Source organism: Parasphingorhabdus flavimaris (assembly GCF_013371215.1).
Classification (GTDB): Bacteria; Pseudomonadota; Alphaproteobacteria; order Sphingomonadales; family Sphingomonadaceae; genus Parasphingorhabdus; species Parasphingorhabdus flavimaris.
Window position 1 is genome coordinate 48,463 of the sequence record NZ_JABWMH010000004.1, and the last position, 19,278, is coordinate 67,740.

Here is a 19,278-nt window from a genome sequence, read left to right on the forward strand (position 1 = left end):
TTGTAGTGGCTTAGCCTCGTCATCCTGAACTTGTTTCAGGACCTCCAACGGCTCTCCGTCTCCCGGGTCCTGAAACAAGTTCAGGATGACGCAGAACAGTAAACATGCTTCCAATTCTTCCAATCTTTTGCGTTGCAAAGCGAAATTGAAATGCCATGATGCAAGAAAAAGAGGATGCAACATGCTGACAAAAGGCGACGACTATCCGCTGCACCAGACGCCCGAACCAATGGCGCTATCGGGCGGAAACCGGAACTTCTACGACCGCTATTTCTTCAACGGCTATTCGCCTGACGGCAAGATATTCTTCGCTGCAGCACTCGGTGCCTACCCCCAGCTGGACATCATGGACGCCGCCTTTTGTGTCTCAATCGACGGCAAGCAGCACAATCTCCGCGCCTCGAAGAGAATGTCCAGCGAGCGGCTTGATCTGACCGTCGGCCCCATCACGATCACGATCGTCGAACCGCTCCAGCGGCTCCACCTGACAGTCGCAGGCAACGACAGCGCGATCACCGCCGACATCCGCTTCACTGCCCGCCACCAGCCGATCGAAGAACCCCGCTTCATCCGGCGCGACGGCCCGCGACTGCAGATGGACTATACCAGAATGACCCAGAACGGCGACTGGTCGGGGACGATCACCGTCGATGGTCAGGATATCGATATCGCCAGTTGCCGCGGCACCCGGGACCGCAGCTGGGGGATCAGGGCGATCGGCGCCGCGGAGTCGCAGCCGCCGCCAGCCGGAGCCTTTCCGCAATTCTGGTGGCTATGGACCCCGCTCAATTTTGACCAGCACGCCTGCTTTTTCCACAGCAACGACGACGGCGAAGGAAAGGCCTGGAACCGCCGCGGGGTGGTCGATTCGATTGGAGGAAGCGCAATCGAGTTCGAACCCGAGACGATCGATCTCGCCTATCACAGCGGCTCTCGCCGCATCAGGCAGGTGCGGCTTGAGACCGGCAACGGATCGCTCTCGATCACGCCCCGCACGGGCGATGCCGCCCGGACATTCTATATGTCGGGCCTCGGCTATCTCCACCCGGTCTGGGGCCACGGGATGGATCACGGCGATCTCGAGGTCGCCCACGATGTCATCACCCTCGACCCCGCTCCGGCGATCGACATGACCACTATCCATATCCAGGCGCTCAGCGACACCGTGCTGACGGTTGACGGCACCGAACATCGGGGCATCGGTGTGGTCGAGCAATTGTTCATCGGTCCCCACGCAACCAGCGGCCTGACCGGGCTGATGGACCCCGCAGCATGAGCCGCCGCTTCCCCGTCCGTCCCGAAGAATTCGATACCGCCTTTGTCGAGCAGGTTTTCGACGCCGCCCCGGGGTCGCTTATATCCCTGAGCCACGAACCGGTCGGCACCGGCCAGGTCTGCGACAGCTATCGGTTCACCTGCGACTGGACAGAAGGCAGCCATCCCGCGACTTTCATCGCCAAATGCCCGAGCGCCGACCCGGTCAGCCGGGGAGCCGCCGCGATCTTTCATCTCTATGATATGGAGGTCGGCTGGTATCGGGACGTCGCGGACCATTGCGATGCACTCTGCCCGAAATCCTATCACGCCGACATTGCCGAGAATGAACAGGAATTCGTCCTGCTGCTCGAGGACATGGCCCCCGCGTCGCAGGGCGACCAACTGGCGGGAGCATTGCTGATCCAGGTGGAAACGTCACTGGCCGAAGCCGCCGCTCTCCACAGTTTCAAACCGCCAGCCGGCTTCGAAAATCTTCCATGGCTCGGTCATGGCGAAGGCAATGCCCAGTTTCTCGAGAAAAGTCTGGCGGCCGGCTATCCGCTGTTTCGCGAGCGCTTCTCGTCCTTGCTGTCGCCCGATATACTGGACCTCGGCCAGCAGCTGGTTGACGGGATCGGGACCTATATCGCGCATCCTCCCGAACAGCAGGCGATCACACACGGCGACATGCGGCTCGACAACATCCTCTTCCACGATGACGGCCGTATCGCGGCCCTGGTCGACTGGCAAACCTGCTCTCTGGGCAACCCGGCCAATGACGTCGCCTATCTGACCGGGACCAGCTTTGCCGACCCGGCCGACCGGCGGCGGCATGAGGAAAATCTGGTCCGGGCCTATTTGGCCCTGCGGCCCGACGCGCCCGATTTCGACAAATTCTGGACCGAATATCGCCGTCACGCCTTTTCCGGCTTCATCATGGCGATCAACGCCTCGCTCCACGTCGAACGGACCGAGCGCGGAGACCGGATGTTTGCGGCGATGGCCGAGCGGCCGGCCCAGATGGCCATCGATCTGGACAGCCTGAGTCTGCTCTAGACGCCCGCTCCGTGGCCCAGGGCAAGATATTCGTCCGATTGCATTTCCAGCAACCGCGAAGCAGTGCGTTCAAACTCGAAGGAACCGTCACCCGCAGGGTATAGCGCATCGGGCTCTGCGTCGGCGCTGGCGAGCAGCTTGACCCGATATTCGTAGAGTGCGTCGATTAGAGTGACAAAGCGCGCGGCCTCGTTGCGATTCTCCTTGGACAGCACCGGTATTCCGACGATGATGACGCTGTGATAATGGCGCGCAATCGCCAGATAGTCCTGCGCACCGCGCGCCTCAGCGCATAAACGCTTGAACGAAAACACACCCACGCCTTTCAGCGATTTCGGAACGGTCAGCAACCGGCCGCCCGGCACCGCGATTTCTGCGGAGGGAACATGCTCACGGTCCTCGGGCGGATAGTCGGTGAGGCGGAAAAAGGCCTCGCTCAACGCCTTTGTTGCGGCCTCTCCGTTGGGCACATGCCAAAGATCGACATCGCCCAGACGCTCGCGCCGGTAATCGGTCGGACCGTTCAGTGATATTACTTCGAGCCGGGTCTTGAGCAGTTCGATAAACGGCAAAAAATGCTCGCGGTTGAGACCGTCCTTGTAAAGGTCGTCCGGCGGACGGTTCGAAGTGGTGACAATCGTCACGCCCGCCTCGACCAGCCCGGTAAACAGCCGCGACATGATCATCGCGTCGGCGCTGTTGTTGACCACCATTTCGTCAAAGGCGAGAAAGCGCGCCTCGCTGGCCAAGGCAGCGGCAACCGGCAATATCGGATCGCCAAGTTCCTTCTTGCGCTCCTCCCTGATTCTCGCGTGAACATCGAGCATGAACTCATGGAAATGGGCGCGTTTCTTCCGGCGGATGTCGAGATTGTTGTAAAATAGATCCATCAGCATCGACTTGCCACGACCGACCCCGCCCCACATATAGATGCCCTTGGGAGCGGGCGGCTTCTTGCCAAAGGTGCGCCACAGAATGCTGCCCCGAGGCGGCACGGCTTCGAGCTCTTTCTGCAGCCGGGCGAGTTGTTTCGCGCAATCGTCCTGATCGGCATCAGGCTTGAGTTCGCCTTGCGCAATCAGCGCCTGATAGCGCTGGTAGAATGCGCTCATTGCATATCTGTTTTCTGGCGCGGCGCCTTTTTGACGATGGCGGTGAACGAAGCCATATTGTCCTCACCCTCTGCGCCCTGCACCACCAGTCCGCGCATGAACAGAAAACGGCCGGTTTCCCGGGTTATTTCCACCTGCGCTTCCAGTGGTTCGGTCATTCGCGCGGCACCGATAAAATGGGTCTGCAATTCCAGCGTCACGGCATAGCCGGATGGTCCGAGTTCGAAGACCCGCATCGCGGCGAACAGCGAACAGTCGATAAAGCCCATCATCGTGCCGCCATGCACGACATCGCCCAGATTGCGGTGCTTGCGTTCCGGGAACATGCGGACCCGCGCGATATCATCGCCCAGCCCGTCGCCACCGCGCCGGACAATCAATTTTCCGAGAAAACTATTATAGCAATCGGGATCGTTCAGCACCCATGTGTACCAACCCGGATAGTCCGGATCGGGATTGCTGATTTCAAAATTACGCTCCGCTTCAGTCATGAACAGCCTGCCAGCGGTTCAAACTGCGCGCGCGGCGGTCATCTTCTTGATTTCGGCAATTGCCTTGGCCGGGGACAGACCCTTGGGGCAGGCATTGGCGCAGTTCATGATTGTGTGGCAACGATAGAGCCGGAACGGATCTTCCAGTTCGTCGAGCCGCTCACCGGTCATTTCGTCGCGGCTGTCCGCCAGCCAGCGATAGGCTTGCAACAGGATGGCGGGACCAAGGAACTTGTCGCTGTTCCACCAATAGCTCGGGCAGCTGGTCTGGCAACAGGCGCACAATATGCACTCGTACAGTCCGTCCAGCTTGTTACGATCTTCCGGCGATTGCAGCCGTTCCTTGCCCGAAGGGGTCGGCGTGACCGTCTTGAGCCAGGGCTCGATCGAAGCATATTGGGCGTAGAAATGGGTGAAATCCGGCACCAAATCCTTGATCACTTCCATGTGAGGCAATGGCGTGATCGTGACCTTGTTCCCGCAATCTTCGATCGCGGTGGTGCAGGCCAGGCCATTTTTGCCGTTGATATTCATCGCGCAGGACCCGCAGATCCCTTCGCGGCAAGAGCGGCGGAAGGTCAGAGTGGCGTCCTGCTCCGACTTCATCTTGATCAGGGCGTCGAGAACCATCGGACCGCATTCGTCGGTGTCGATCTCGAACGTGTCGTAGCGCGGATTTTCGCCCTTGTCGGGGTCATAGCGATAGACTTTGAACGGCCGTTTCTTTCCGCCGGTCAGCGCCTGGTGCAACTCGCCCGTTTTGCGAATCTTGCTGTTCTTGGGGAGCGTGAAAGTGGCCATGTCTGTCGGATTCCCTTGTTCTGCGGATCGGCATAACCAAGAAGTGCCATTATCTCAACCGTTTTGCGCAGCAAAAACAACGGCGAGCCTATCATTTCATGCGATCACTTGTGGCGTTCGAAAAAGGCCACCATGTCATCCAGCACCGGCGCCTTGTGGCGAAACGGCTTGGCCACCGCCATCATGATCTCGAGATGGTCGATATCGGGATATTCGACATATTCCGCATCGCCACCCGCCTCGAGGATTTTGTCCCGCAAGGTCTTGCTGTTGCGCGGCTTGACCTTGGTGTCGTTATCGCCGCTGGAGAGCCAGAGTGGCGGCGCATCGGGCCGCACGAAATTGACCGGCTGAGTCATCTCCGGCCTGTGAAATTCGCCAAAGCTCTGCTTGGTGGTTTCGGAATCAAACGGATAGAAATCATAGGGCCCGGCCAGCGCCGCGACGCCCCTGATCAGGTCCGGTGACTTGCCTTCGCGCCCCAGCCATTGCCGGTCGAGCGCGAGCATCATGACATTATAGGCTCCGGCGGATTGGCCGGAGAGGAATATCCGCCGGCTGTCACCGCCATGTTCGCCAATATTGTCGTGGACCCAGGCAAGAGCCTTGGCGCTGTCTTCGAGAAAGCCGGGAAAGCGGGTTTTGGGGAACAGCCGGTAATCCGGCAGCACCACAATATACCCGCGACTGGCCAGCGCCCTGCCGGTGAATGCATAATGATCCTTGGCGCCGTCACGCCATCCACCACCATAGATGAACATGATGACCGGAAGCGGTTCGGTCGTCATGCCTTTGGGCGTCCAGATATTAAGCCCCAGGCCCAGTTCCTGATCATAGATCTGGTTCTCGACCAGCAGCTTCGCATCGCTGTCGCCGGGCATGATATTATTGGCGATATCAAGCTGCTTCGGTCCTGGTTGCGAGACGAACCACCAGCCAAGGCCAGCGCAGGCCAGCAACAAAACAGAGATTATGACAAGCCACTTCATATTCTAAGCCTTAACCAGCCGGTCAGGCGCTGGCAATGGCGCTCCAGTCGATCGGCTGATGGCGGTCCAGCGCAGCATCAGCAGCGGGCATGGGATATTTGAGACCATTGCCGCAGTTGAACAGCACGGCGCGGTCGGACTTTCCGATCAGCCCGTCCTCAAGCGCCTTCAGATAGGCAGCGGCGGTCGCTGCACCTTCAGGACAGAGCAAAAGCCCGTCTTCCTGCCCGATCCTCTGTTGCGCCGCGATGATCGCTTCATCCTCGACCGCAATCGCGAAACCACCGGACTCGCGCACCGCCTGCAATATCAGAAAGTCGCCAATCGCCACCGGCACGCGGATACCGGCGGCGACCGTACTGGCATTTTCCCACAATGGCGCGTGGTCGAGCCCCTTTTCCCAGGCATCGACAATCGGCGCGCAACCGGTAGCCTGCACCGCAACCATCCGCGGCCGCCGGGATCCGATAAAGCCGATCGCTTCGAGTTCGTCAAAAGCCTTCCACATGCCGATAAGGCCGGTGCCGCCGCCGGTCGGATAGAAAATCACATCCGGCATTTCCCAGCCCAGTTGTTCGACCAGTTCGAGTCCCATCGTCTTCTTGCCTTCGATCCGGTAAGGCTCTTTCAGGGTCGAGAGATTGAACCAGCCCATTTCCGCTTCGCCGTCAGCGACAATCTTGCCGCAGTCGTTGATCAGGCCGTTCACTCGCCAGACCTTGCCTCCCTGCAACGCGATCTCCCGGACATTCACCTCGGGCGTGTCGTCGGGGCAAAAGACAAAGGCTTCCATTCCGGCTCGCCGGGCATAAGCGGCCATTGCCGCTCCGGCATTGCCATTGGTCGGCATCGCGAGCCGCTTCAGCCCGAGTTCCTTCGCCATCGACACCGCCATGACCAGCCCGCGAGCCTTGAATGAACCGGTCGGCAGACGGCCTTCGTCCTTGACGATCACATTGGACCCGAGAGAATTGTCGAGCGCGACGAGTGGCGTCATATCCTCGCCCAGCGAAACGATATTGGTCGCGCTGGCGACCGGCAATAGTTCGCGATAGCGCCAGAGGTCGGCAGGCCTGCTGGCGAGCTTTTCCTTGGTCAATTCGCCGGCAACCGCGTCCAGATCATAGCGCACCAATATCGGCGCACCCGCTGGTGACAGGTTTTGCACGGTTCCGGCGGGCAAGGCCTCTCCGGTTTTGGAACATTCCAGATGGGTGACGAAATTGGTGATGTCTGCGGATCGGTTATCTTGGTTCATGATGCCGAGCTAGCATCCCCCGCTCGGCAATCCACCCAATAATTCCATTGTCGGTTGATCAAGCAATCAGGCCGTTGCGCTTCAAGCCTTCCGCAATGATCGTTTCGAGCAGTTGCGCATGACTGAAGCCCGCGGCCGCAGCCGATTTGGCCACGACCTTCTCGGACCATAGATTGCAGTTGAGATTGATCTCGATAAAATTGACTTCGCCGGTCTTCTTGTCCAGCCGAAACTCGATCCGTCCATAGTCAAACGGCTCGAATTCACGGGCAATCCGCTCCGCCATCTCCTGAACCCGCGGAGCAAATTCCGGATCGTCAAAGCGTTTCAGAGTCGCTTTCTCTGTATTGGGCACCAAATCGCGCTTTTCATAATAGGTCCAGAGCTTCTGCGTATCTTCCCGTTCATAGATCAGCATCGGCAACGCTTTGGGTCCGTCGGAACTGATGAAGGCAGCCTGCACGTCATATCCATCGAGATAGGGTTCAACAATCGCATCGTGACCCTGGCCATGAATTCCGGCAACGGCGTTGGCGACGCCGGCCCAATCAAAGGCATCCGAAATCCCCCAGCTCGCCGAACTGGCATTCGGCTTGATGACCCAGCGCTCGGCTGTTGGACAGTCAGCCTCCAGCACCGGGGCGCCGCGCCGGTAGCAAAACCAGGGCGCGGTCGGAACGCCGGCATGGGTTGCGACGAGCTTGGATACCGATTTGTCATCCCCCACGCCGCGAATGAAGGGCATCGCACCGACATAGGCGATCCGGTGCATGTTGCACAGCAGCGGAATCATCATTTCGCTGTTCACGAAGCCGCCCCGATTCAACAATGGAAAGACAAAATCCACGCCCGGATGATCGAACAATATGTCGTACTTGTCCTCGACCGCGAGATTTATGCCAAGACTTTCGAGACTGGTTCTAACCTCGTGATGATATATGGCGTGATTGCCATCTTCGGGATGCATCCCGCCGCCCCAATGGGCATGTTTCGCTAGATATAAGAATTTCAGCCGCTCTTTGGCTTCATCGGGAATCGCAAGCGGCAGCACATCGGGAGATTTTGACATCATACTGATTCTCTTGGCTATGTTCTGGAATATAATTCAAAAATCTAGGGCAAAACAATCAAATTTTGAGATCGTCGATGCGGTTTTGTAACACCGCTTCAACGATCCGATATGTGCGATCATTGTCGACATCGATGGCCTGCGTACCATCGCTTATCGGTGCCCGGCGCATGGTGATGCCAAAGCGTTTTGACATTCTCTGGAAGGCATTATCAACGGTTACCCAGCCAAAGCGCATCAACAGGATGTTGAACAGGCCAAAGGCGTTCACCAGACGCCGGGGGTGGTTCATGAACTGACCGCCTTCGCGGAATATTTCCACCGCGTGTAGTGCCCGCTCGCTGGCGATCCCATAGAGGTTGCAATTTGCATAGCCGTGATCGCGAAACTCGTAAAAGAACCGCTGGGCCGCAGGATGGATGCTGCGAACATCATCTTTATTGGCCAGCGCAGCGACCGCATCAGCCCCTGCGGCCATGATTTCCACGACCCGATCGATACTCTCGTGCTTGATGAGTACATTGTCTGCGGTTGTAATAACAAAGGGCCCTGTCCCGTTTTCACAACCAAGCAGCACGCTACCGGCAATATTACTGTCCGAAGCGATGAAATATATCGGCAGGTCCGCTTTCGCGAACGCTTCTGCGACGGGCCGGACCGCAAGCTCGCCGTCCGGTTCGATCAGAATATGGATGGCCCGGCACCCAGGGTGAGACGAGACCGATGCCAATGTGCGGCTGATCAGGATTTGGTCTGCGATTGGAATAAGACATTTATGGCTGACGCCATGGACCTCCGCGAGTGGGTTGGTGACGCCCACGCGTTGCGCTGCAAGCAGAATCACATCAAATCGAGTGCTCATCCTGTTCTTGTGAGGATTGGATATGACTTTTTCAAGACAGGCTTGGCAATTGAAACATGGAAATCGCTGGATTTTAAGATAAAGACAGGCTCAGCCGCCGGATCATATATTCGAAAAGTGGAAACCTGTGTCGCGAAATTTGCTCTCCAAATGGTCCCGCAGCGAAGATTCGCTTGTCCGCGTCTTTCGTAACAGCAGCTGGCTGTTTTCTGCCAAGGGCGTCGGCGCGATATTGAGCATCTTCTATCTCGCCATTTTGACCCGCACCCTGGGCGTCGCCGGTTTTGGCGAGTTCATGGTGATTGTCGGCGCGGTCCAGGTTCTCGCTGCAATATTGAAGCTCCAGACCTGGCAGGCGGTGGTGCAATTTGGTGTACCCTATCTCTTGGCCGGTCAGGACCGGAAATTCCGGAAACTGTCATGGCAGAGCTTCTGGATCGAATTGCTGGGCGGTATTGCGGCCTGTGTTGCCTTGTGGCTGATGCTGCCCTTTGGGGCCTCCCAGTTCAACTGGTCCGCCCCCGTTGTGCAGGCAATCATGGGCTATGGCCTGATCATCTTTCTATCGGTCCGCTCGACGCCCATTGGCATTTTGCGTGCGCAGGACCGCTATCGCGGCAACGCCTTTGGCGACGCGATAATCCCCATTGTCCGCTTCGTCGGCGCGTTGATATTATATCTGACCCTGCCCTCGATGACGGGTTTTCTGGTCGTCTGGGGATTGTCTGAATTTATCAGCTTTGTAGTGATGTGGGTGATGGTGTGGCGCCGCCATGACATGCATCCGCTGCAAGCCTCGACCGTTGCCGTCGAAGCGCCTGACCGGAAAGAATTTCTGGCATTTCTGCTGTTCACCAACCTCGCCTATCTGGTCAACGTCGTGCGCGAGCGACTGGTGGTGGTCATTGTCGGCTTCTTCGTAGGCCCGGCTGCCGCTGGCCTGTTCCGGTTGGCGGACCAGATCGCCAACAGCCTCAACCGCCTCTCCGAAGTATTCGCCCGCCCGTTGTTTGCGGAACTGTCGCGACTATTCGCGATCGGCCAGTCACGGGAATTGCGCGGCTTGTTCTGGCGATCGCTGCGCGTCTCCGCGATCAGCGGCGCGGTGCTGTTCCTCGGCCTGCTGCTGCTGGGCAAATATATGATAGCCCTGATATCCGGACCCGAATATCTTGCCGCTTTCCCCATTTTGCTGCTGCTCGGTGCAGCGACCATTATCAGTCTGGCCGGACTTGGGCTGGAACCCATGCTCCAGGCAGCTGGCCGCGCGCGCAATGCGCTGTTCGCCAGACTCGCCGGACTGGTCGCTCTTGGCGCGCTATTGGCGGTTTTCCTGCCAAGATTCGGGACAATCGGCGCCGCCTGGGTGATGCTGATCTCTGCGATCCTCACGACCGTAATTCTTTTCATCTCGAGCCGGGCAGCAATCATCCAACCCCGGGCCCGCACGCAAAGACCGCGCCCGCCTCAATAGCCGAGCAAAAAAAAAGGCGACCCGCAGGCCGCCTTTTCGAATATCGATCTGGTTTCGCTTAACGCTTGGAGAACTGGAAGCTCTTACGCGCTTTTGCCTTACCATATTTCTTGCGTTCAACCTTGCGGCTGTCACGGGTAAGAAAGCCTTCGGCTTTCACTGCCGACCGCAAAGCCGGTTCATATTTGGTCAGGGCTTGCGAAATGCCGTGCTTGACTGCTCCGGCCTGTCCTGAAAGACCGCCGCCCTTGACGGTTGCTTCGACGTCATATTGACCTTCACGCTCGGTGATGGCGAAAACCTGGTTGAGGACCAGACGCAGGGTCGGGCGCGCAAAATAGGTTTCCTGATCGCGGCCATTGACCGTGATCTTGCCTTTGCCAGGCTTCAGCCAAACGCGGGCAACCGCGTCTTTCCGACGACCGGTCGCATAGGCACGTCCGAACTTGTCCAGCTCTTGCTCGCGCAAAGGCATGGTCGAGACGGGCGGTTCAGCAACCACGGTTTCAGCTTCGGCGTCTGCAGCAACTGGTGCATCCACAACAGCCGGGCCAGCGATATCTTTTAGATCAGCGAGATCGGTTTTTACGTCAGACATTATGAGCCCACCTTGTTCTTACGGTTCATCGAAGCGACGTCGAGCGCCACCGGGTTCTGGCCGGCATAAGGATGCTCGGTACCAGCGAAAACATGCAGCGCGCGCATCTGGGCGAAGCCAAGCGGGCCTTTCGGAATCATCCGCTCGACAGCTTTTTCGATGATACGCTCCGGGAAACGACCTTCGAGGATCTTTTCCGCAGTGGTACCGCTGATGCCGCCGGGGTGGCCGGAGTGCTTGTAATAGGTTTTCTGCTTGGTCTTGTTGCCGGTGAACTTCACCTTTTCAGCATTGATCACGATGACGTGATCGCCGCAATCAACGTGCGGGGTGTAGCTTGGCTTGTGCTTGCCGCGCAGAATATTGGCAATAATCGACGAAACCCGGCCAACGACCAGATCTGTGGCATCAACGATATGCCATTTTTTTTCGACTTCAGCAGGCTTCGCCGACTGGGTCTGTTTGGTGATACCCTTCATGGGGTTTGCTCCTTCTGGGAGAATGATGTGATTTAGAAATGATAAAAGCCGGACGCGATGATCCGGCCGACTGGGGCGCCAATGGCGTTGTTTTTGCGGCAAGTCAAGCGAAAGCGGGGCTTAGCCGACGGGTATAATATTACCGAAGGGGGTTTTTCAATTGCCTCGACAATCATTTTCATAGCCCGGATTCGAAGCCTCGGCCTTCCAGTGAAGAATGGCAGGCGTCTCGAAACCATGCAGGGCCAGCAAGCGGTCTCCCGCCGGTTTTGCAAGCTTTCCTGAGGTTTTGAAGAGTACGGGGAACTCACGATCTTCGTGAAACTCCCCCTGATATTCATATTGCGACACTATCGGAGGGAAATGATTGGCGCAGGCGATCAGCTTTTCCTGCAGCAATATCTTCGCGACGTCCCGCGCTTCCTCCTCGGAACCAAAGGTCGAATAGATCAGCGATAGCGAGCGGGTCATCGTGATTCGCGGCCGATCAGATGGACGCCCCAGACGGTGGAAGCGACGACCAGAGCACCGACCGCCTGATGAAGCACCGCGAGATGGATGTTGATCCCGGTCATCACGGTTGCGATGCCCAGCAATATCTGGGTGCCGAACGCAATGTGAACAGCGACCGAAGCCCTTCGGTCGATAGGTCGCACCTTTCGCGCGAGAAACACGAGGAATCCCACAGCGACCCATGCCCACCAGCGGTGGATGAAATGCACCAGATAGGGATCATTATTCAGCGCAGCCCACCAGCCGCTATCCCAGCCAATCCCGCCGGGGACAAAATAGTCGTTCATCAACGGCCACGTATTGGACACGTAGCCAGCATTCAGACCTGCCGTATATGCGCCAAACAGCAACTGGATGAACAGAACGGCCAATACCGTCCAGCCGAGGCCCGTCACCCGGGCCGGCCTTGCATTTCCCGCCGCCAATTGACGCAGGTCGAGCGCGGTCCAGACCAGACCGCCGAGGATGAACAGCGCGGTCAGCAAATGCACCGCCAGCCGGAAGTGGCTGACATCGGTCCGTTCACTCAGGCCCGAGCTGACCATCCACCAGCCGATTGTGCCCTGAAGCCCGCCGAGCGCGAGCAAGGCGAGCAATCGCCAGCCATAGCCCGATGGTATGGCCCGCTTGACCGCGAACCAGAGCAGCGGCAACGCGAAGGCCAGGCCAATCACCCGTCCGAGCAGCCGGTGAACCCATTCCCAGAAATAGATGAATTTGAAATCCGCCAGCGTCATGCCGGCCGGACCGTTGATTTCGAGATATTCGGGAATTTGCTTATATTTGGCAAATTCCGACAACCAGTCCGCTTCGCTAAGCGGCGGCAACGCTCCGGTGACCGGCTTCCACTCGGTTATCGACAGCCCCGACTCGGTCAGCCGGGTGATGCCGCCGACAACGACCATGATGAATACCAGAAAGGCGACCGAATAAAGCCAGTTTGCGATAGCTATCGGGCGGGCGGTGGCCATATCATTTGGCTGTTTCGAGGAGCTCTGGTCCGTCATCGGCCGCTATTTGCGATTAAAACCGGGTTCTGACAACCGGAAACGGGGACCCCGGCCGGAAAAAGCCACAAACTTCAAAAATGTTATGTTGTATCTTAACACGCATCTCCCTATATCGCTCATACGCAAGCAACAAGTGAGACAGTGAGTCGTGTTTACGGCAGCAAAATTGTGGAACAAAGATGGTCTTTTGGTCAGGGATGGCCTGTGGGATCGTGTGGCCGTGCTCGTGTCCGGCCTGTGTCTTGTCCACTGCGTCTCGACAATTGCTATAGTCGCCATCCTTTCCTCGGCGGGCGGCATGCTGCTCGACCCGCTGGTTCATGAAATCGGTCTGGGAATCGCGATTGCGCTCGGCCTGTTCACCCTCGGTCGCGGTGTTCTGGATCATGGTTATATGATGCCAGCGGCGATCGGCGGTCTGGGACTGGGAATCATGATCGGAGCGATCTCGCTCGGGCACGAGAACGGGCATAACGGAGCTGAGGTGCTTTATACCATGCTCGGTGTGGGCATATTGGCACTTGCCCATGATCTGAATTACCGCGCCACCCATTAAACTGCTCCCCATTGCCCTTGCGGCCAAACATCCCTAAATTATCCCTATGGGAAAACATGATCATCATGAGCATCACGGCGAATCTCTAGCAGATGCCGCACGTGACAATCTGGAAAAATCCGGCGAGAAATGGACCGATACAAGGGCGGCTATCTTTGATGCGCTTGCAGGTTTCTCCCGCCCGGCCTCTGCCTATGACATAGCCGAGCTCGTTTCTACCGCACGCGGCAAACGCGTCGCCCCGAACAGCGTGTACCGGATTCTCGACCTATTCGTGACCAACAATCTCGCGATGCGGGTCGAAAGCGCCAATGCCTATCTTGCCAATAGCCACCCGGGCTGCGCGCATGATTGTATTTTCCTCGTTTGCGACACCTGCGGCGAAGCAACCCATATCGACGACGACCCTCTGTCCCAGCAAGTGCGCACGGTGGCAAAAAGCGAGGGCTTTAACTCCATCCGCCCGGTGATCGAGGTGCGCGGCATTTGCCAGAAATGCAGCTAACCAATCCGATTTGTCAGCATAGGTTCACAGGCAGGCTGCTGAAAGTTCGACAGACCGCCGCGATGGCGTTAAAGCTGGGACCAATCAGGGAGTGAATATGCCAGTTTCGAATACACCATTGCTGGATGACGTCTCCTATCCAGCAGATTTGCGTAAGTTAAAACCTGCCCAGCTCCGCCAATTTGCCGACGAGCTGCGCGCCGAGGTTATCGACACGGTGTCTACCACCGGTGGCCATCTGGGTGCCGGTCTCGGCGTGGTCGAACTGACCACCGCAATCCATTATGTTTTCAATACTCCCGAAGATCGCCTGATCTGGGATGTCGGCCATCAATGCTATCCGCACAAGATCATCACCGGTCGTCGCGACCGGATCAGAACCCTGCGCCAGAGCGGCGGATTATCCGGCTTCACCAAACGGTCGGAAAGCGAATATGATCCCTTTGGTGCGGCGCATAGCTCGACCTCGATCAGCGCCGCGCTCGGCTTTGCGATCGCCAACAAGCTGAACGATAAGCCAGGCCGGGGCATTGCGGTCATCGGCGACGGCGCGATGAGCGCCGGCATGGCCTATGAAGCGATGAATAATGCCGAGGCCGCGGGCAACCGGCTGGTCGTCATCCTCAATGACAATGACATGTCGATTGCACCGCCGGTCGGCGGGCTTTCGGCCTATCTCGCCCGCATCGTGTCTTCCCGCGAATTTCTCGGCGTGCGCCAACTGGCGCGGCGCATCGCGCGCAAGCTGCCCAAGGGTCTTTACGACGCGGCGCGCAAGACCGACGAATATGCCCGCGGCATGACCATGGGCGGGACCCTGTTCGAGGAACTCGGCTTCTATTATGTCGGGCCGATCGACGGTCATAATCTGGAACATCTGATCCCGGTCCTGGAAAATGTACGCGATGCCGGAGAAGGCCCTTGTCTGATCCATGTCGTGACCGAAAAGGGCAAAGGCTATAAATTTGCCGAGGAAGCCGCTGACAAATATCACGGTGTCGCCCAGTTTGACGTTGTTTCCGGCAAGCAGAACAAGGGTCCGGGCGGCGGACCGCCCGCCTATCAGAATGTTTTCGGCGAAACTCTTGCCAAACTGGCCGACAGCGATTCGCGTATCTGTGCGATTACCGCAGCCATGCCGACCGGCACGGGTGTCGACAGATTTGCCAAGGCCCACCCAGAGAAGGCATTTGATGTCGGCATCGCCGAACAACATGGGGTGACCTTTGCTGCCGGCCTTGCCGCGCAGGGCATGCGTCCCTTCTGCGCCATCTATTCTACATTCCTCCAGCGCGCTTATGACCAGGTTGTCCACGACGTGGCCATCCAGAATCTGCCCGTCCGCTTTGCGATCGACCGTGCCGGACTGGTCGGTGCCGACGGCAGCACCCACGCCGGCAGCTTCGATGTCACCTATCTCGCAACCCTGCCGAATATGGTGGTAATGGCTGCAGCGGATGAAGCCGAACTCGCCCACATGACCTACACCGCAGCGGAATATGACGAAGGGCCAATAGCCTTCCGTTATCCGCGCGGCAACGGCACCGGCGTACCGATTCCGGACGTTCTGGAAAAGCTGGAAATCGGCAAGGGCCGGATCGTCAAACAGGGCACCAAGGTCGCGATCCTCTCGCTCGGCGCCCGGCTCGAGGAAGCCAAGAAGGCAGCAGAGCGGCTTGAGGCAAAGGGCCTGAGCACCACCGTCGCCGACCTCCGCTTTGCCAAACCTCTCGATGAGGAACTGATTCGCAAGTTGCTGACGACCCATGAAGTAGCGGTCACGGTCGAGGAAGCCTCGGTCGGCGGTCTCGGCGCTCATGTCCTGACCTATGCATCGGACAATGGTCTGACCGATGCGGGACTGAAAATCCGTACCATGCGCCTGCCCGATATCTTCCAGGATCAGGACAAGCCGGACGTGCAATATGCCGAAGCCGGGCTGGACGCCGACGGCATCGTCGAGACGGTCCTCAAGGCACTGCGCCACAATAGCGCCAATATCGAGGATGAGGGAGCGCGGGCCTAGCCTATATTGCCGCTTGTGATTGTCGGGAACGCCCTTTAGGCGGTTGCGCCATGCCACCGGAACTCTCCCATATCGATCACTGGATCTTCGATCTCGACAATGTGCTCTATCCGGCATCCTGCGATCTGTTTGCACTGATCGACATCAAGATGGGCGAATATATCGCCAGGGCGCTGGATTGCGATCTGGTCGAGGCGCGGAAGATCCAGAAGGGCTTTTTTCACGACCACGGCACGACGCTGGCCGGCCTGATGCACCATCATGGTACCGATCCCGCCGACTTCCTCGATTTCGTCCATGATATCGATATGGACCGCCTGTCGCCTGCACCGCTGGTCCGCGCGGCGATTGCCGCGCTGCCGGGCGAGAAGCTGGTCTTTACCAATGCCGACCGGCCTTATGCCGAGAGGGTGCTGGAGAGGCGCGGACTGGGGGACCTGTTTCACCAGATGCACGATATACTGGATACCGGCATGGTGCCCAAACCACAGACCGTCGCCTATCACAGCATGATCGCCGCAACCGGAATCGATCCTTCCCGCGCCTTGTTCGTCGAAGACACTGCGCGCAATTTGCGTCCGGCGAAAGCATTGGGCATGACCACCGTATGGGTCAACACTGGCGCCGAATGGGCTGGCCGGGAACATGATCCTGACTATATTGACCACGAAATTACCGATCTTGAAAGCTGGGTGACCGGCCTCCACCATGCGAAGGAAGAAATAATATCATGACCGCAGCACTGCAGACCGTAATCGACGCCGCCTGGGACAAGCGCGAATCCTTGAGCCTGACCTCGCAGGGACCGGAACGCGACGCGGTCAATCAGGCCTTGGCGATGCTCGACAACGGCACCGCGCGGGTCGCGGAAAAAAAGGATGGCGCATGGGTGGTCAACCAGTGGCTCAAGAAAGCGGTTCTGCTCTCCTTCCGGCTCAACGACAATGTCCTGATCGAAGGTCCGGGCGGCGCCAATCACTGGGACAAAGTGCCCAGCAAATTTGCCGGATGGGGCGAAAACCGCTTCCGCGAGGCAGGCTTTCGCTCGGTACCAGGCTCGGTCGTCCGACAGGGCGCCTTCATCGGTAAAGGTGTCGTTCTGATGCCGAGCTTCGTCAACATCGGCGCCTTCGTCGACGAAGGATCAATGATCGACGGCTGGGCCACGGTCGGCAGCTGCGCGCAGATCGGCAAGAATGTCCATATTTCCGGCGGCGCCGGAATTGGCGGGGTGCTGGAGCCGTTGCAGGCCGATCCCGTGATCATCGAAGACGGGGCCTTTATTGGCGCCCGCGCCGAAGTCGCCGAGGGCGTCCGCGTTGGCGAAGGTGCGGTGCTTTCCATGGGTGTCTATCTTGGCGCATCGACCAAGATCGTCGACCGGGTCACCGGCAAGATCTGGATCGGCGAAGTGCCGCCTTATTCGGTGGTGGTTCCGGGCACCATGCCTCCGAAGGTCAATATCGACGGCGTACCAGGGCCGTCGCTCTACTGCGCGGTCATCGTCAAGACGGTCGATGCACAAACCCGTTCCAAGACCGGGATCAACGAACTGCTGCGCGACTGATCGCCAGACCGGCCAAATTAAACGGGTGATTTCCTCTCCCCTCGAGGGAGAGGAAAAGTGGAACTTATCTGCATGCTGATTAGTGAAACTCGGTGAGGGGTGAGCGGCAAGGCGGACTTTCTCCGAAGCTCCCCTCTCCAACGTCGCCTAACGAGCAAGCTCGCAAGGCTTTGACATCCTCTCCCTCAAGGGGAGAGGAAAAACTCAATCGAACAGCTCTCCGTCCACTTCTTTACCGGCAGGCGGCGTCAGGCCGAGATGCTTCCACCCGCGATCGTTGAGCGTCCGGCCTCGGGCCGTCCGGGCGATCAGGCCGAGCTGGATCAGATAGGGCTCGATCACTTCCTCCACCGTGTCCCGCGGTTCGGAAAGACCAGCCGCCAGCGTTTCCACGCCGACCGGGCCGCCCTTGTAGACATCCGCAATCATATGGAGATAGCGCCGGTCCATCGCGTCGAGGCCGATGCTGTCGACTTCCAGACGAACCAGCGATTCATCGGCGATTGTCCGGTCGACAAGCCGGGTCCCCGCGACATTGGCAAAATCCCTTACCCGGCGGAGCAGGCGGCCGGCAATCCGCGGCGTACCCCGCGCGCGGCGCGCCACTTCGGTCGCGCCGTCGGGCGCAATATCGAGATCAAGCAGGCGCGCGGCGCGGTGGACAACCAGTTCCAGCTCTTCGGTCGTATAGAAATTGAGCCGCACCGGAATACCGAAACGGTCGCGCAAAGGTGTGGTCAGCAGACCCTGGCGGGTCGTCGCTCCGATCAAGGTGAAGGCGGGCAAGTCGATCCGCACGCTACGCGCCGACGGTCCCTCGCCGATGATCAGGTCGAGCGCGCGGTCTTCCATCGCCGGATAGAGCACTTCCTCGACCACCGGATTGAGCCGGTGGATTTCGTCGATAAACAGGACATCGCCCTCTTCGAGATTGGTCAGCAGCGCCGCGAGATCGCCAGACTTTGCGATAACCGGCCCCGAAGTGGCGCGGAAACCGACGCCCAGTTCCCGCGCAATGATCTGCGCCAGCGTGGTCTTGCCCAAACCGGGAGGTCCAAAGAACAGCACATGATCCAGCGCCTCGCTGCGCCCCTTGGCCGCCTCGATAAACACCCGGAGATTGCCACGCGCCGCCTCCTGCCCGATAAATTCGTCGAGCGTTTTCGGGCGCAGGGCGGCATCGATGTCCTCCGGCTGGCGCTGCGGCGTAAGATGCGGATTGTCAGTAACGGCCAATACCCCTGAATGCGTCACCCTGAACTTGTTTCAGGGTCCATGGTGCGTCCATATACCGCCCGTGCGACAAGTGAAACAACCATGCGTCTACATACTCGCCAGCCAGCCCCACGGTACGTTGTACATCGGCGTAACGTCGAACCTGATCCAGCGCCTTCACCAGCACCGCAACCAACTGGCGCCCGGATATACATCTAAATATGCTGTATATCGCCTTGTCCGCTTTGAAATGTTCGACGACATGACCAGCGCGATCACACGAGAGAAACAACTGAAAAACTGGCATCGTCCTTGGAAGATCAATCTGATTGAATCGGAAAACCCGCAATGGGTTGATCTCGCGGTCAATCTTGGGTTGCCGCCTATTAGTGGCTGACTTCACACAACTGCCACGCTGAACTCGTTTCAGTATCCACCGC

General features: G+C 58.4%; 21 protein-coding genes. 9 read left to right on the top strand and 12 right to left on the bottom strand.

Going from position 1 to position 19,278, the window contains the following annotated elements; genetic code table 11:
• Nucleotides 1-181 precede the first annotated feature (181 nt).
• On the top strand, nucleotides 182-1,276 hold the full coding sequence (locus HUO14_RS12965) for an Rv3169 family protein (protein ID WP_176280270.1): 1,095 nt from the start codon (nucleotides 182-184) through the stop codon (nucleotides 1,274-1,276).
• Nucleotides 1,273-2,313 carry a phosphotransferase family protein gene (locus HUO14_RS12970; RefSeq protein WP_176280271.1) on the top strand — a complete coding sequence of 347 codons (1,041 nt, stop codon included), beginning with the start codon at nucleotides 1,273-1,275 and terminating at the stop codon, nucleotides 2,311-2,313. Before HUO14_RS12965 ends, HUO14_RS12970 begins: the two co-directional genes overlap by 4 nt.
• On the opposite strand, the gene zapE is transcribed toward HUO14_RS12970, so the two are convergent.
• The 7 genes from zapE to HUO14_RS13005 form a co-directional block, all read right to left on the bottom strand.
• Nucleotides 2,310-3,425, bottom strand: a complete 1,116-nt coding sequence (gene zapE, locus HUO14_RS12975) for a cell division protein ZapE (RefSeq protein WP_176280272.1) — start codon at nucleotides 3,423-3,425, stop codon at nucleotides 2,310-2,312. The genes HUO14_RS12970 and zapE overlap by 4 nt on opposite strands.
• Complete coding sequence (locus tag HUO14_RS12980; RefSeq protein WP_176280273.1) at nucleotides 3,422-3,916, bottom strand: PaaI family thioesterase; 495 nt, start codon at nucleotides 3,914-3,916, stop codon at nucleotides 3,422-3,424. The genes zapE and HUO14_RS12980 overlap by 4 nt, the downstream gene beginning before the upstream one ends.
• Before the next feature lie 18 nt (nucleotides 3,917-3,934).
• Nucleotides 3,935-4,717: a succinate dehydrogenase iron-sulfur subunit gene (locus tag HUO14_RS12985; protein WP_176280274.1), complete on the bottom strand. Its 783-nt coding sequence runs from the start codon at nucleotides 4,715-4,717 to the stop codon at nucleotides 3,935-3,937.
• Nucleotides 4,718-4,821: 104 nt separating this feature from the next.
• Nucleotides 4,822-5,706, bottom strand: coding sequence for an alpha/beta hydrolase (locus HUO14_RS12990; protein ID WP_176280275.1), 885 nt, complete (start codon nucleotides 5,704-5,706; stop codon nucleotides 4,822-4,824).
• A gap of 22 nt (nucleotides 5,707-5,728) precedes the next feature.
• Nucleotides 5,729-6,964, bottom strand: coding sequence for a threonine synthase (locus HUO14_RS12995; protein ID WP_176280276.1), 1,236 nt, complete (start codon nucleotides 6,962-6,964; stop codon nucleotides 5,729-5,731).
• A gap of 58 nt (nucleotides 6,965-7,022) precedes the next feature.
• Nucleotides 7,023-8,036 (bottom strand): D-alanine--D-alanine ligase family protein, encoded by a 1,014-nt coding sequence (locus HUO14_RS13000; RefSeq protein WP_246255640.1) that lies wholly within the window; start codon nucleotides 8,034-8,036, stop codon nucleotides 7,023-7,025.
• Between the two features lie 55 nt (nucleotides 8,037-8,091).
• Nucleotides 8,092-8,895: an NTP transferase domain-containing protein gene (locus HUO14_RS13005; protein WP_176280277.1), complete on the bottom strand. Its 804-nt coding sequence runs from the start codon at nucleotides 8,893-8,895 to the stop codon at nucleotides 8,092-8,094.
• A 127-nt stretch (nucleotides 8,896-9,022) separates the two neighbouring features.
• On the opposite strand from HUO14_RS13005, the gene HUO14_RS13010 reads away from it, so the two are divergent.
• Nucleotides 9,023-10,369, top strand: coding sequence for an oligosaccharide flippase family protein (locus HUO14_RS13010; protein ID WP_176280278.1), 1,347 nt, complete (start codon nucleotides 9,023-9,025; stop codon nucleotides 10,367-10,369).
• Nucleotides 10,370-10,427: 58 nt separating this feature from the next.
• On the opposite strand, the gene rpsI is transcribed toward HUO14_RS13010, so the two are convergent.
• The 4 genes from rpsI to HUO14_RS13030 form a co-directional block, all read right to left on the bottom strand.
• Complete coding sequence (gene rpsI / locus HUO14_RS13015) at nucleotides 10,428-10,967, bottom strand: 30S ribosomal protein S9 (protein ID WP_176280279.1); 540 nt, start codon at nucleotides 10,965-10,967, stop codon at nucleotides 10,428-10,430.
• Nucleotides 10,967-11,446 carry a 50S ribosomal protein L13 gene (gene rplM, locus HUO14_RS13020; protein WP_176280280.1) on the bottom strand — a complete coding sequence of 160 codons (480 nt, stop codon included), beginning with the start codon at nucleotides 11,444-11,446 and terminating at the stop codon, nucleotides 10,967-10,969. The genes rpsI and rplM overlap by 1 nt, the downstream gene beginning before the upstream one ends.
• A gap of 156 nt (nucleotides 11,447-11,602) precedes the next feature.
• Complete coding sequence (gene cutA / locus HUO14_RS13025; protein WP_176280281.1) at nucleotides 11,603-11,917, bottom strand: divalent-cation tolerance protein CutA; 315 nt, start codon at nucleotides 11,915-11,917, stop codon at nucleotides 11,603-11,605.
• Nucleotides 11,914-12,930: a COX15/CtaA family protein gene (locus HUO14_RS13030; RefSeq protein ID WP_176280282.1), complete on the bottom strand. Its 1,017-nt coding sequence runs from the start codon at nucleotides 12,928-12,930 to the stop codon at nucleotides 11,914-11,916. Before HUO14_RS13030 ends, cutA begins: the two co-directional genes overlap by 4 nt.
• Nucleotides 12,931-13,117: 187 nt before the next feature.
• Here HUO14_RS13030 and HUO14_RS13035 point away from each other — a divergent pair, with 187 nt between their 5' ends.
• The 5 genes from HUO14_RS13035 to dapD all read left to right on the top strand — a co-directional run bounded on the left by HUO14_RS13035 (nucleotide 13,118) and on the right by dapD (nucleotide 17,623).
• Nucleotides 13,118-13,525, top strand: a complete 408-nt coding sequence (locus HUO14_RS13035) for a MerC domain-containing protein (protein ID WP_343046103.1) — start codon at nucleotides 13,118-13,120, stop codon at nucleotides 13,523-13,525.
• Nucleotides 13,526-13,571: 46 nt separating this feature from the next.
• Complete coding sequence (locus HUO14_RS13040; RefSeq protein WP_176280283.1) at nucleotides 13,572-14,030, top strand: Fur family transcriptional regulator; 459 nt, start codon at nucleotides 13,572-13,574, stop codon at nucleotides 14,028-14,030.
• 97 nt (nucleotides 14,031-14,127) lie between these two features.
• Complete coding sequence (gene dxs / locus HUO14_RS13045; protein WP_176280284.1) at nucleotides 14,128-16,056, top strand: 1-deoxy-D-xylulose-5-phosphate synthase; 1,929 nt, start codon at nucleotides 14,128-14,130, stop codon at nucleotides 16,054-16,056.
• Between the two features lie 50 nt (nucleotides 16,057-16,106).
• Nucleotides 16,107-16,790 (top strand): pyrimidine 5'-nucleotidase, encoded by a 684-nt coding sequence (locus HUO14_RS13050; protein WP_176280285.1) that lies wholly within the window; start codon nucleotides 16,107-16,109, stop codon nucleotides 16,788-16,790.
• Nucleotides 16,787-17,623, top strand: a complete 837-nt coding sequence (gene dapD, locus HUO14_RS13055) for a 2,3,4,5-tetrahydropyridine-2,6-dicarboxylate N-succinyltransferase (RefSeq protein WP_176280286.1) — start codon at nucleotides 16,787-16,789, stop codon at nucleotides 17,621-17,623. Before HUO14_RS13050 ends, dapD begins: the two co-directional genes overlap by 4 nt.
• A gap of 204 nt (nucleotides 17,624-17,827) precedes the next feature.
• Here the strand turns inward: dapD and ruvB are convergent, their stop codons facing one another.
• On the bottom strand, nucleotides 17,828-18,859 hold the full coding sequence (gene ruvB, locus HUO14_RS13060; RefSeq protein WP_176280287.1) for a Holliday junction branch migration DNA helicase RuvB: 1,032 nt from the start codon (nucleotides 18,857-18,859) through the stop codon (nucleotides 17,828-17,830).
• Nucleotides 18,860-18,929: 70 nt separating this feature from the next.
• On the opposite strand from ruvB, the gene HUO14_RS13065 reads away from it, so the two are divergent.
• Nucleotides 18,930-19,235: a GIY-YIG nuclease family protein gene (locus HUO14_RS13065; RefSeq protein ID WP_343046104.1), complete on the top strand. Its 306-nt coding sequence runs from the start codon at nucleotides 18,930-18,932 to the stop codon at nucleotides 19,233-19,235.
• Nucleotides 19,236-19,278 lie beyond the last annotated feature (43 nt).